Below are 12603 nucleotides of genomic sequence, written 5' to 3'. Positions count from 1 at the left end.
CCGAGAATAAGCACAGGTGGCGATGGAACGGCACAGGTTCCGGTGGAACAGGCGTTCACAGCGTGATCGTGCGCAGTCACGACGTCGATAGCGGCACGAATTGTCGGAACGGTCCCGGAGATCCTGCCGTTTAGGGGCTCCAAAACAGGAGACGATCCATGACACGCTTGCCGATTATCGTCCTCGCCACCCTCGCACTCGGGGGCAGCGCCGTCGCCGCCGAGCAGGGGGCCTCGTCCAAGACTCCGGGCCACGAGATGCAGGATCGCGGGAGCCGGGCCGGGAGCCCGGGCGCGTCCGGTTACGCGCCGGGCCACGAGATGAAGTCCGGCGGGACGGACTCGACCGGTTCGACGTCGCGAAGCGGCGGAAGCACGACGGGCACCACCGGCACCAGCTCGACCGGCACCCGTCGCTGACACGACCATCGTCCCGTCCGGCTATTTTGCTCGACGGGACGAACCGGCTGCAAGTCGAGCAATGCTGATCAATAAGGATCCGGGCTCGGTTCCGGCTCATGAGGCGCGGATCGTCGAAGATGAATTGTCGATGAACGGCAGGATTGATTAATTTCGTGAGCCGTGGAACGCGATGATTGGCGACTGCATTTCTCGTTTCAGTTCAATGAACGAGGTTGGAGTATGAAGAAGCTTATCACGACCCTGGTCGCCGGCACCGCGCTGCTGGGTGCAGTCTCTGCCGCTCAGGCCCATAAGTGGGGTGGCGGCTATGGCTACGGCTACGGTCCGGGTCACGGCCATTCTCGCGTGATCGTGCGCGAAGGCTACGGCGACGGCTATCGCGGCGTTCGCTTCGGCCACCGAGACTGGGATCGTCCGGATGTTCGCGTGATCGAGCGTCGCGGGTACGGTCATCGTCACCACGACGACGATTGGGACGATTGATCCGACCCGGATTCATGCGGAGCAGAGAGGCGCCCGGCCGGGCGCCTCTTTTTTTATTTCCGATCATCGGCGCACCGCATGCAACGGTTTGGCGCCCGTCCGGCTTTCTGAGCGGTTCATCGACACGAGGAACAGCATCGCTATGCCGGTACGTCTGATCACGACTGCTCTGCTTCTGTCCGCAGGGGCCACGGCCGCGCTCGCCGCGCCCATGTCGGCCGACGACAAGGCGGCGCTCCAGCAGCAATGCATGGGCGATTTCACGACCTTCTGCGGTGGCATGCCGCCCGACGATGGGCCCGAGACTCAAGCCTGTTTCGAGAAGAATATGGCCAAGCTGTCGCCGGGCTGCCAGGGCGCCATCCAGAGCTACAAGCAGGGCAAGAAGGGCTGATCCAACCCGGCTGTCGTCTCCCAAGATCGGACGCGATCAGCCTCGCCATCGGTCCCGCGCGGGTCTGATCGCACAGGCAATACAGCGGATCGAAGACCGTAGACGCGGGGGCGGCCCGAGCCGCCCCCGCCGGTGTTCAGTAGCTGTAGGACCGGCGTGGGTAGGCCTGGGGCGCGCCGTAACCGGTGTCGCGCGGCTGGACCCGCGACCCGTACTCGATCTCCTTGCGCCGCGCCTGCCGGTTGGCGAGGTAGCGGCCGCCCAGGCAGCCGGCGACGGCGCCGACGACGCCGCGCTCGGCGAGGTAATGGCCCGCCAGACCGCCGATGATCGCGCCCTTGATACAGCCCTTCGCCTCAGCCGCACCGACGCTCATGAGTGTCACGAGAGCGATGGCGGATGCTTGTCCCACGATGCGCATACTGATGCTCCTCTTCGATCCGGAAGAGAATGCACCTGCGTCACGACCGTTCCGGACGTCGGAAAAGGGGTCGGCGCCCCCTTGTTCGTCGCCGCGGAGGTCCGACTGTTTCGCGCGCGTCGCTTCGTCCTGATGTCGGCGCCGATCCTGTGGCTCCGCGACCGACGATCGTGCCGGACGGAGCCGTCGCCGTCGGAGGTCGTCCTCCGCAAGCAATGGCCCGTTCCGGAGCTGCGGTGCGCGTGCGGAGCGGCGGTTGCCACTCAGCTTGACTCCAATACTTAGGACTCCTAATTATCGATCCATGGACCACGCGGCCGGCCCAGATCCCGTCCTGATCCGCCTGCGCGAGGGCTTCGAGCGCGTCGCCCTCGTGCTGCGGGCCGATCTGTGGGCAGCCGCGGGCGATGCGGGCCTGAATCCGACACAGGCGCAGGTGCTGGCGCTGCTCGCGGGACGCCCGGCCGGCCTGAGAGCGAAGGAGATCGCCGCGCAGCTGGCCGTCTCGGCACCGAGCATGGCCGACACGCTCGCCGCGCTCGCCCGCAAGGCCCTGCTGACGCGTGCGCCCGATCCCGCGGATGCCCGCGCGGTGATCGTGCGCCTGACCGACGAAGGCCGCGCGCTCGGGCGCGCCCTCGCCGCGGCCACGTCACAGGTGATGTCGGCTCTGGCGCGGCTGACGCCGCCTGAGCAGGCGGATCTCCTCCTGACCCAGATCAAGCTCATCCGGACCCTGCAGCAGGCAGGTGCCATCCCCGTGCAGCGGATGTGCGTCAGCTGCCGCCATTTCAGGCCGAACGCCCATCCGGCCGAGGCCCAGCCCCACCATTGCGCCTTCGTGAACGCCGCGATCGGGACCCGGGATCTCCGGCTCGATTGCGGCGAGCATGAAGCGGCCGATCCCGACGTCCAGGCTGCCACCTGGACGTCCTTCGCGAATGGATCGCCGCACCTCCGAGCACCACGAGAGACCTGAAAGGACACATCGTCATGACGAGGATCAAGGCACGGGGCGTCGGCCTCGTGGCGGCGGCTCTGTGCGCGCTCTCCACCGGCGCCTCGGCGGAGCCCATCCGGGCGCAGCCGAATCCCGCTGTCCTGGCGTCGTTCGACATCGTCGAGACGACGATCGCGACCAGGGGCGACACCGCCATCTTCACCACCCGGGTCCGGGGCGAGGCGGGCATGGACAAGCCGGATGCCACCGGCAAGTTCGAGGGCTCGAGCGTCTACGCCTACGTCTGGCCGACGACCCTCGACAGCGACGCGATCGGCTTCGACAAGGCTCAGGGTATCGTGGCGCTCGCCGTCACCTTCCACCCCGATTTCGACGACGCGGCCTACGGTGCCAGGAACCGCCATGTCTGGCACCCGCACTGGGTGGTGCTCGCCAAGGACGCGGCCTGCGGCGGCGGCCTGAAGGTCGTCGATATCCCGGACGGCGCGAAGCCGAAGGTTCCGCCGACCTGGCCGAAGGTCCCGCTCCTGATCGACAGCCCGGACTACCCGACCACCTTCCGGGGCGACACGGTTCAGGTCGAGATCCCGGTCTCGCTCATCACCGGCATCAAGGGTGCCTCGTTCGACGGGGTGACGTCCGGCCTCAAGGTCAACGGCAACCTGCACGCGCCGCTGCTCTGCGTCAGCGACGTCTTCAAGGTCGCCTCGGGCAACCTGTCGCTGCCGGGCAAGGTGACCCCTCAGAAGTAGGGCGCGAGAGAAGCGGTTCGGCGACTGCCATCGCCGAACCGCCGAAAGATCCCCCTCCGAGCATCAGAGAAGGACGAGTCACCATGGCATATGCCCGCCTCGACGATCCACCCCCGGCCGCGGCCGGGCTCTCGCCGCGCGCAGACGTGATCGATCGCCGACCCGTGAGGGCGCCGACCGCGCCGAGGATCGCGGCGCTGGCACGCCTCGGCGGGATCCTTCTCGCGCTCCTCGCGCCGCCGACAGGGGCGATCGCCGCCGATGCCCAGGACCTGGTGGAGGCTCTGCGCACAGTCGCCGGCAGTCGGCCCGGCGTGCGCCCGACCTTCGCCAAAGGGCAGTGCGTCCGCGGCACCTACACCCCTGCGGCCGAAGTGGGACAGGTGACGCGGTCGATCAGTTTCACGCGGCCGTGGCCTCTCGTCGGGCGGTTCTCGGTCGGCGGCGGCAACCCGTCGGTGCCGGACGCGACCAGGACCGTTCTGCGCGGCTTCTCGATCAAGCTCCTGTCGGACGGTGGCGAGACCCATCTGCTGTTCGAGAACGCGCCGGTCCACTTCGCGCGGACCGTCGACCAGATGCTCGCGTTCCTGCAGGTCCGCGTTCCCGGCCCCGACGGCAAGCCGAATCCGGAGGCCATCGCGGCCTTCGCGAAGGCCAATCCGGAGACGACGCGCCAGGCGGCCTTCGTCGCCGGCAAGCCTGTCCCGGGCAGCTATGCCGGCCTCGTCTATTGGGGCGTGCACACGTTCACGGGGCTCAACGCGGACGGCCGTGCCGTGCCCTTCAAGTTCAAGATCGTGCCCCGAGCCGGCGAGATCACCCTCAGCGACGAGGAGGCGAAGGGCAAGCCTGCACACTTCCTGGCCGACGCGCTGCGGGAAGAGCTGTCGAAGGGCCCGGCGGGGTTCGACGTCGTGGCCCTGCTCGCCGGGCCCAACGACGATCTCGGCAGCGACATCACCCAGCGGTGGCCCAACGAGGACGACCGGAAGGCGGTCACCCTCGGCACGATCGCCGTGACCGGCATCGAGCCGAACGAGACCTGCGACCAGGGTATCTTCGACCCGGGACAGCTGGCGGACGGCATCGACGCGCCGAAGGACGAGATCTTCGCGGCGCGCCGCACCGCCTACGGGATCTCGTTCGGCCTCCGCTCCCAGTGAGCCTCCTCGGCCCGGCGGCTGCCACCGCCCGGCCGCCACACCCGCGGGCCGCGCCTCGACAGGGCGCCGCGCGGCCAGCGGCCGATGCGACCAGACGGCCGCCCGTCAACGACGACTGGAGCTCCGGAGAAGCGGCATGACCATCCTGGCCCCCGAACTCGTGACCGGTCGCTGGTTCAACACGCCCGCGCCGCTCTCCCTCGCAGCGCTGCGCGGCACGGTCGTCGTGCTGCACGCGTTCCAGATGCTGTGCCCCGGCTGCGTGGCGCACGGCACGCCGCAGGCCGAGAAGCTGCACCGGATGTTTGCCGGGAACGGCGCGGTCGCGGTGCTCGGCCTGCACGCGGTGTTCGAGCATCATGCCGCCATGACCGAAGTCGCACTCGAAGCCTTCATCCACGAGTACCGTCTGACCCTGCTGATCGCCGTCGACCTCCTCGAGGACGACGGTCCGATCCCGCAGACGATGCGGCGCTACGGTATGCGCGGAACGCCGACCACGATCGTCATCGACCGCGACGGACGCGTCCGGGAACACGCCTTCGGGCAGGTCGACGACCTCGCGCTCGGGATCCTGGTGGGCTCGCTGATCGCGGCACCGGTCACGGGATCGGTGCGCGGGGAGTTGGTACCGGACGGGTGCGACGAAGCCGGCTGCCGGCTCACGGAGGCAACGCGGCCATGACGGCGCCTCTTCTCCCACCCGTCCTCCCGCTCGTCCTCGCCGGCCCGGTCGCGCCGCTGGGACCGGACGGTCCGCCGAGCGGCATCGTCAAGAACCCCGTTCCCGCGCCGTGGCGGATCACGGCGACCGGTCTCGTAGGCGATGCCCAGGCCGATCTCCGGTACCACGGCGGTCCCGAGAAGGCGCTCCACCAGTATCCGCAGGACCATTACGCCGCCTGGGCCACCGAGATCGGCGATCATCCGCTGCTCTCCGCACCGGGCGCCCTCGGTGAGAATCTCGCCACGACGGGCTGGACGGAGCGCGACGTCTGCGTCGGCGACGTCGCCCGCTTCGGCTCCGCGCTGCTACAGGTCAGCCAGGGGCGCCAGCCCTGCTTCAAGCTCGACCGACGCTTCGGACGATCCGGGATGGCGCTCGCCGTGCAGAGAACGGGGCGGACGGGCTGGTACTGGCGGGTCCTCGAGGACGGCGTCGCCGAGCCGGGCGACAGGATCGAGCTCCGCGCGCGTCCGCGGCCGGACTGGTCGCTCGCGCGCCTGATCCACCTCCTCTACGTCGATACGCGCAACCGGTCCGAGCTGCAGGCCGCGAGCGCGATCCCGGAACTGGCGGAGAGCTGGCGCCTGCTCCTGCGCAGACGCTTGCGGACCGGCGCGGTCGAGGACTGGTCGAAGCGCGTCACCGGACGGGATGGCGGGCCGGGCGCCTGAACGCGGGCGCGTCGATGCGGTTGGGCCTCGGACGAGGGGCCGGGCTGTCGGTCGGATGCCGGCCACGGCTTGCGCTCATTGCGGGAAGGCCGACGGGAACAGGCGCAGGAGATGCGCGTGCAAGCCGGGCTCGCGCCACGTCCGGCCGCGCCAGGCGAGGTGCCCGTCCGGCCGGATCAGGCAGGCCATGGTCCCCGCGCCGTAAGCCTTACCGAAGGCCCCCGTCGGATCCGCGAGCGTCGGCACGCCCGGGATGGGCACCTCGCTGCCGATGACGACGACCCGGACGCAGGGACGGTGCTGGCGGGCCCAGATCGGCAGATCGGGGCCGGCCACGGCGTCCGATACCCCGGCAGCGTGGATGAGGAGGACGTGCTCGGTGCCGCGGAGGGCGTCGAAGAGCCGCGTCGGGAAGCCGAGTCCGTCGCGGACCAGCCCGTTGACGTCGGGCGCCCGGTCGCCGGCCCTCGGGCCGGCCTCCGTCGGCTCCGTCGCGTCGCCGGCGATCCAGGCCGTGTTCCGGTAGCTGACGAGGACCTGCGTGTCGGCGAGGCGGTCCGGCGCGCCGCCGCGCTCCCGACCGTATCCCTCGCTCGCCGTCCGGGTCCGCGCGATCACGTCCGCGCCCACCGGGCGCCGCTCCCCCTCGTAGCTGTCGAGGAGAGCCTCGGGGCTGGCGCCCCGAAGAACCAGGGCGAGCTTCCAGGCCAGATTGTAGGCGTCCTGGATCCCGGTGTTCATCCCCTGCCCGCCGGTCGGCGGGTGGATGTGGGCGGCATCGCCCGCCAGGAAGGAGCGGCCGCGCCGATAGGCGGCGGCGAGGCGCATGCTGATGCGGTACACCGACGACCAGCGCAGGTTCGACAGGCGCGATCCGTCCGGCAGGAGATCGTCGGCCACGGCCTGCAGGTCGGCCAGCGACGGGCCTCGAAGCTCGGCCTGGATCCCGTGGTCCGACCCGCCCGCCGGCACCAGATGCTGCGGCGCGAGCATCGAGACGCGGTAGCGGCCCGGCTCGGGGAGCGGGATGGCGATGAACATGTCGGGCGGGGCGTCCTCGTTCAGTCGCAGCGCCCGGACCGCGAGTCCGTAGGGTACATCCCAGGCGATGTGCACGTCACCGAGCATGAACGGCCAGGGATAGGCCTCGCCCTCGAACGGGATGCCGAGCTGGCGCCGGACCGTGCTGTGGGCACCGTCGCAGCCGACGACGTAGCGGAAGTGCGCCTCCGCGACCGCACCGTCCGCCTCCTGCAGGCGCGCGCGGATTCCGGCGCCGTCCTGCTCCAGGGCCGTCAGGCGCAGGCCGCGCTCGACCCGGGCTCCGAAGCGCTCCAACTGACGGTTCAGGACGCGCTCGGTCTCGAATTGGGGCAGACCGAGCGACGCGTAGGGCAGATCGAGCGGCGGACTGACCGCGTCGATTGGCGGCTGGCCGTGCAGGATCGTGCGCAGGCCCGTGAGCCAGAGACCTGCGTCGATCATCTCGCGGGCGAGGCCCATGTCCTCCCAGACTTCCAGCGTGCGCGGGGTAACCCCGATCGCGCGGCAATAGGGCGACGGCCGCGCCGCAGAGTCGACGATCCGGCAGCGCGCCCCGTGCCGGGCGAGTTCGCAGGCGAGCGTCAGACCGACCGGACCGGCCCCCACGATCAGTACATCCGCCATCGCACCCTCCCCGGACCGATCCCGAATCGTCCCAGCGCCCGCACCAATCTGAGATGGCCTGGCCGGAATCACGCCGTCGACGCGCAGACTATAGGTGCCGTTCGAAGGATCCGCCGCAGGCACGGCTCGGGATGCGCCGCTCCAGACCGACGCCGATGCGCCGATTCTGCGACAGCGGCTCAGCGCGCGTCCCGGAGAACCGACGGCGGAGGGCGCGCCACGACCTCCCCAAGTCGATTGATTTCGTCGACTGTGTTTCGCGCAGACATTGCATTGATGCCGCGGTTCGGGGTGCGCCCGAAAAGTCAATGCTTCTCGGGAAAGACATCATTGTATATGGAGCTGACCAGTATGGGGGCCGTGTCCTGGCGCCCCGAGGTCGCGAGAGATGTCGACTTTCGACGAGTCGGTCGCGCGCCAGCAGCGGTTCATGGGACCACTCCTGGTGGCGGCGATCCTGTTGGGCCTGGCCGGGCTGCCGGTCGCGGTCTGGCTCGACCTGCGCGGCCTGTCCGAGCGCATGCTCGCCACGCAGGCGATCGAGACCGGCCGGATCATCGACCAGATGCGCAGCTTCTACGCCAGCGACGTTGTCCAGGCGGTCAACGCCGCGACCGGCCGGGTCGAGACGCGCCACGATTACAAGGGGGTGCCGAACGCGATCCCGATTCCCGCGACTCTCTCCCTGGAACTCGGCGAGCGGATCAGCGGCGGCGACGGCGCGGTGAAGTACCGCTTTGTCTCCGATCTCCCGTTCAAGGACCGCAAGCCGCACGATCTCGACAGCTTCGAGACCCAGGCCCTGGCGGACCTCCGGGCGCACCCCAAAACCGGCTTTGTCAGCGAGACGACGGGGTCCATCTTTGACCGGCAGGTGCGCATCGCGGCGCCGATCCGCATGGAATCCGCCTGCGTGCGCTGCCACAACGCCCATCCCCTGAGCCCGAAGACCGACTGGAAGGTCGGCGACGTCCGCGGCATCCAGGAGATCGTCCTGCACCAGCCGATCGCCGCCAACGTCTTCGCCTTCAAGTACCTGCTCGGCTACTTCATCCTGGCGGCGCTCGCCGGCACCACCTTCCTGCTGCTGCAGGCGCGCCAGTCCCGCCTCATCGACCGGATGAACAGGGAGCTGACCGAGTCGAACGGGTTCCTGGCGTCGGTCTCGGTGCAGATCGCCAAGTACATCTCGCCCCAGGTCTACAAGAGCATCTTCAGCGGCGAGCGGGACGTGTCGGTGGCGACCGAGCGCAAGAAGCTGACGATCTTCTTCTCCGACATCAAGGACTTCACCGCGACCACCGAGCGCCTGCAGCCCGAGGAGCTGACCGCGCTGCTGAACGAGTACCTGACCGAGATGACCGCCATCGCGGTCAAGCACGGCGGCACGGTGGACAAGTATATCGGCGACGCGATGCTGGTCTTCTTCGGCGACCCGGAGAGCCGGGGCGTCCGCGAAGACGCGCAGGCCTGCGTCCGAATGGCGATCGAGATGCAGAAGCGCCTGGGCCAGCTCAACGCCCGCTGGCGGCGATCCGGCATCGAGCGCCCGTTCCAGGCCCGGATCGGCATCAACACGGGCTACTGCAACGTCGGCAATTTCGGCAGCGACGAGCGGATGGACTACACGATCATCGGCGCGGAGGCGAACCTCGCCGCCCGCCTCCAGGCGGCCGCTGTCCCGGGCGGCATCACCCTGAGCTACGAGACCTACGCGCTGGTGAGCGACATCGTCCAGGCGAGCCCGCAGGAGCCGATCCGCATGAAGGGCATCAGCCGCGAGATCGTCCCCTACGCCATCGAGGGCGACCTCACCGCCGAGGCCCCGGAGACGATCTTCTCCGAACACGCCCGGGGGATCGACTTCTACGTCGACGTCGACGCCCTGGAGATGGAGGGCGCGGCGCGTCTCCGGAAGCGCCTGCTCGACACGCTCGCCGCTGTCGACCGCCGGATGACCGGGGCGGGCACCCCCTCGGATGACGGCACGCGGCCCTCCGCGGCCGGCTGAGGTCCGGGCGACCGCGTCAGAGCGGCAGGGCCGACATCGCCAGGGCGCCGTGGTGGCGGAGCGCGTTCGTGGCCGCCACCTGCCGCTCGAAAGCCGTCATCAGCCTGGGCGAAACGCCCTGGCTGTCGGGCAGGCGGATCGTCATCGGGTCGAGGAAGCGCCCGTTGACGCTCACCTCGTAGTGGACGTGGGGGCCCGTCGAGAGGCCGGTCGAGCCCATGTAGGCGATGACCTGCCCCTGATGGACGGTCGCTCCGACCTGAACGCCGTGCGCGAGCCGCTGCAGGTGATTGTAGGCCGTCACGTAGCCGTTCGCGTGGTGGATCTCGACGCGATTGCCGTACCCGCCGCGCGGGCCCGCATACGCCACCGTCCCGTCGCCCGTCGCCATGATCGGCGTGCCGGCCTTGTTGGCCCAATCGACGCCGTTGTGGAAGCGGGCGTAGTGGAGGATCGGATGGACGCGCGTGCCGAAGGGCGAGGTGATCCGCCCGTCGGCGATCGGCATGCGCATCAGGAACTTGCGGAGCGAGCTGCCTGTCTCGCTGAAGTAGCTCGCCGTCCCGGCCTCGGGCGCCTCGAAGCGGTAGGCGCGGTGCTTCACCCCGCCGAGCGTCAGGGCGACGTAGCGCACCTCCGGCGGGCCGCCCGCCTTCTCGCTCGGGCTGAACAGCACCTCCAGCCGGTCGGACGGGGCGATCCGGCGCTGCATGTCCAGGCCGAACGCGAAGATGCCGACGATGCGCTCGGCCAGGATGCCGGGCAGGCCGTTGCGCAGGACCGCCTCGTAGATGCTCCTGTAGAGGCTGGTGCCCGAGCCCTCTCCGTCGCCGTCGTCGCCGGAACGCGACGCCGCGACCTGGGCCGACGGCGGCGCCACCGTGACGAAGCCGCCGGAATCCCGTTCCGCGACGATCTCCTCGACGCCCCCCGCGCCGTAGAGCGTCACCCGGGCGATCCGGCGCGCGGTCTCGCCGGCGCGCGACCGGACGAGGAGCAGGTCAACGTGCTGCCCCTCGGCCAGCCCGGTGCGGGCATGCTCGCTGAAGGCGGCCAGGATGGCGGTCACGCGCACCGGCTCGGCGCCGTTCGCCGCCAGCGCGTCGGCCAGAGTCTCGCCGCGCTTCAGCACGACGTCGCGCGTCTCAGTTAGGCTTAGGCCGGAGGCGGGCTGGGTCTCGGCGAGGTCGGTGATGTTCTCCGGGACGACCCGCACCTCGATCGCGTGGAACGGGTCGCGGCCCGTATCGGCGCCGGCGGCCGTCGCGGCGGCGTCGGCCGGCGCGGCGACCAGGATCTGCGAGAGCAGCCGCTGCGGCGCGAGCGGCACGGCGATCCGCGGCCCCGTCTCGCGCGCCTCATCCGACTGCCTCTCCACGAGGGCCGTGACGTCCTCGTCGCTCAGGCCGGGCGCGTCGTCGGGAACCGGCGTGCCCGCGAGCGCGGAGCGCGTGATCGTGACCGTGGTCCCGGACGGATCGTCCACCGGCTCGTCTGCGACAGGGGCGACCTCTCCGTCCGCGGCGAGCTGGCGCGTCGGATCGAAGGGTGGGATCTGCCCGTCGACCGCGTCGCCGGAGGACAGGCTCGTGACCAGTCGCACGAAGGGCTGGGTCCGGATGATCTCGCGCGCGCCGACCTGGTGGGTCACCGGCGCGGAGAACTCCTCCCGGTCCGAGGCGACGAGTTGGCGCCGCACGAGGCGGTCGCCGCGCTGTCCGACCACCCCTTGCCCCTCCGCGACCTGGGCGGGCCCCTGGCGGAATGTCGGCTTGGCCGGTGCGAGATCGGTGTCGACGGACATGCGGAGCGCCGCCCCCATGAGGGCCGCGCCGCAGGTGGCGATCAGGCAGCTGGCGCAGAGCCAGCGCAGGTTCAGCCGTCGCCGGTCGAGCGGCGTCGTCACTCCGTGGGCCGGGGCCGCGACCGCGCTGCGCGACAGGGACCTGTGCAGAATGGGCAGCCCGCCGCGCGGTGCTCGTCCGCCCTCGTTCATCCGGTCCCCTCACGCTCAAGCTCGCCGCTTCGGCGGTGAGTGCGGCCTGAATGAGGCTGCGACTTGCGCCTGGCGCGACGCTCGTCCGCTCAAGGAGCGCACGTGTCGAACGCGGTACCGGCGGGCAGGACGGGGCATTCGTCGACCGCCCACGATCGTTTCGACCGGACTCCGCCACGGAGCCGGGGAACGCCCGGCGCAGATCGCTGTTGCCCCAGTCGCCACAGAGGGATCGGGGTCCGACCGCCGCGACTTCGGCACCTTGCCGCGATACATTCGGAGAACATGGTCATGGTCGACACGGACAGGGTCACGGGCGCCGCGCGCGCGTTCGGCGGGAAGGTGCAGGGCGCGGTCGGCGACGCCGTCGGCTCGGACCGTCACGCGCTCGAGGGGCGTCTCCGAGAGGCGCAGGGGACCGCCGAGAATCTCTACGGCCAAGCCAAGGACGCCGTGCGGCACGCGGCCGACGAGGTCTCGGACCACGCCGCCGAGGCCTACGACCGGAGCCGCCACGTCGCCTGGGAAGGTCATCAGAAATCCGTCGAGTGGCCGCACGCCTCCCTGATCGTGGCCGGTCTCGTCGGCTTCGGTCTCGGTTTCCTCGTCAGCCGTCTCTGACACGGATCGCCGCGTGCCGCCGTCGGCCTCACGTCGACGGGATCGCGGGGCCGCGAGCGCCGTGCGCGATTGAGTTGGCACGGAGGCCAGGGCCGAGCCCGTGCCGCGAGAGGCGCGGGCCCTCTCTCCCGCGCGGGAGGGGGGATGCGCCGGTTCTCGACCGAGCAGCGCCGTCCTAATCGAACCATCGCATATCGGTCGGAAGCGACCCGAGCGGGTTCAGGCACATGCCGCACGTAGCCGCCACGCCCGTCGGAAGCCCATCGGCGCTGCCTGGTCGATCCTTGCGGGACAGAGAGTGTCGGCGACC

13 protein-coding genes are annotated in these 12603 nt (G+C 70.2%); 10 read left to right on the top strand and 3 right to left on the bottom strand.

The window, feature by feature from the left end:
- The first annotated feature begins 158 nt into the window (after window positions 1–158).
- The 3 genes from BMY19_RS04975 (at window position 159) to BMY19_RS04965 (ending at window position 1299) form a co-directional block, all read left to right on the top strand.
- Window positions 159–419 carry a hypothetical protein gene (locus BMY19_RS04975; RefSeq protein WP_056521516.1) on the top strand — a complete coding sequence of 87 codons (261 nt, stop codon included), beginning with the start codon at window positions 159–161 and terminating at the stop codon, window positions 417–419.
- Between the two features lie 222 nt (window positions 420–641).
- Entirely contained in the window at window positions 642–905 is a 264-nt protein-coding gene (locus BMY19_RS04970; RefSeq protein ID WP_100251047.1) for a hypothetical protein, read from the top strand.
- A gap of 142 nt (window positions 906–1047) precedes the next feature.
- The gene (locus BMY19_RS04965) at window positions 1048–1299 is read left to right on the top strand and encodes a hypothetical protein (protein WP_020091655.1); all 252 of its coding nucleotides are present in this window, start codon (window positions 1048–1050) and stop codon (window positions 1297–1299) included.
- Between the two features lie 136 nt (window positions 1300–1435).
- On the opposite strand, the gene BMY19_RS04960 is transcribed toward BMY19_RS04965, so the two are convergent.
- Window positions 1436–1720: a hypothetical protein gene (locus BMY19_RS04960; protein WP_020091654.1), complete on the bottom strand. Its 285-nt coding sequence runs from the start codon at window positions 1718–1720 to the stop codon at window positions 1436–1438.
- 304 nt (window positions 1721–2024) lie between these two features.
- Between BMY19_RS04960 and BMY19_RS04955 the strand changes: the two genes are divergently transcribed.
- From BMY19_RS04955 to BMY19_RS04935, 5 genes are all read left to right on the top strand, one after another.
- A complete protein-coding gene (locus tag BMY19_RS04955) occupies window positions 2025–2699 on the top strand; it encodes a MarR family winged helix-turn-helix transcriptional regulator (protein WP_100251046.1) in 675 nt (224 codons plus the stop codon).
- Between the two features lie 14 nt (window positions 2700–2713).
- Window positions 2714–3433, top strand: coding sequence for a hypothetical protein (locus tag BMY19_RS04950; protein ID WP_100251045.1), 720 nt, complete (start codon window positions 2714–2716; stop codon window positions 3431–3433).
- A 164-nt stretch (window positions 3434–3597) separates the two neighbouring features.
- A complete protein-coding gene (locus tag BMY19_RS04945; RefSeq protein ID WP_244534833.1) occupies window positions 3598–4599 on the top strand; it encodes a catalase in 1002 nt (333 codons plus the stop codon).
- A gap of 136 nt (window positions 4600–4735) precedes the next feature.
- Entirely contained in the window at window positions 4736–5284 is a 549-nt protein-coding gene (locus tag BMY19_RS04940; protein WP_100251043.1) for a peroxiredoxin family protein, read from the top strand.
- On the top strand, window positions 5281–5997 hold the full coding sequence (locus tag BMY19_RS04935) for an MOSC domain-containing protein (RefSeq protein ID WP_100251042.1): 717 nt from the start codon (window positions 5281–5283) through the stop codon (window positions 5995–5997). The genes BMY19_RS04940 and BMY19_RS04935 overlap by 4 nt, the downstream gene beginning before the upstream one ends.
- Before the next feature lie 75 nt (window positions 5998–6072).
- Here the strand turns inward: BMY19_RS04935 and BMY19_RS04930 are convergent, their stop codons facing one another.
- Complete coding sequence (locus BMY19_RS04930) at window positions 6073–7665, bottom strand: FAD-dependent monooxygenase (RefSeq protein ID WP_100251041.1); 1593 nt, start codon at window positions 7663–7665, stop codon at window positions 6073–6075.
- Window positions 7666–8053: 388 nt separating this feature from the next.
- Between BMY19_RS04930 and BMY19_RS04925 the strand changes: the two genes are divergently transcribed.
- On the top strand, window positions 8054–9676 hold the full coding sequence (locus BMY19_RS04925) for an adenylate/guanylate cyclase domain-containing protein (RefSeq protein WP_100251040.1): 1623 nt from the start codon (window positions 8054–8056) through the stop codon (window positions 9674–9676).
- Window positions 9677–9692: 16 nt separating this feature from the next.
- On the opposite strand, the gene BMY19_RS04920 is transcribed toward BMY19_RS04925, so the two are convergent.
- A complete protein-coding gene (locus BMY19_RS04920; protein WP_244534832.1) occupies window positions 9693–11672 on the bottom strand; it encodes a M23 family metallopeptidase in 1980 nt (659 codons plus the stop codon).
- Between the two features lie 291 nt (window positions 11673–11963).
- Between BMY19_RS04920 and BMY19_RS04915 the strand changes: the two genes are divergently transcribed.
- Window positions 11964–12293: a CsbD family protein gene (locus BMY19_RS04915; RefSeq protein WP_100251128.1), complete on the top strand. Its 330-nt coding sequence runs from the start codon at window positions 11964–11966 to the stop codon at window positions 12291–12293.
- Window positions 12294–12603 lie beyond the last annotated feature (310 nt).

Origin of the sequence: Methylobacterium sp. UNC300MFChir4.1 (assembly GCF_900110155.1) — a bacterium.
Classification (GTDB): domain Bacteria; phylum Pseudomonadota; class Alphaproteobacteria; order Rhizobiales; family Beijerinckiaceae; genus Methylobacterium.
This window is presented reverse-complemented; position numbering and strand designations above follow the sequence as displayed.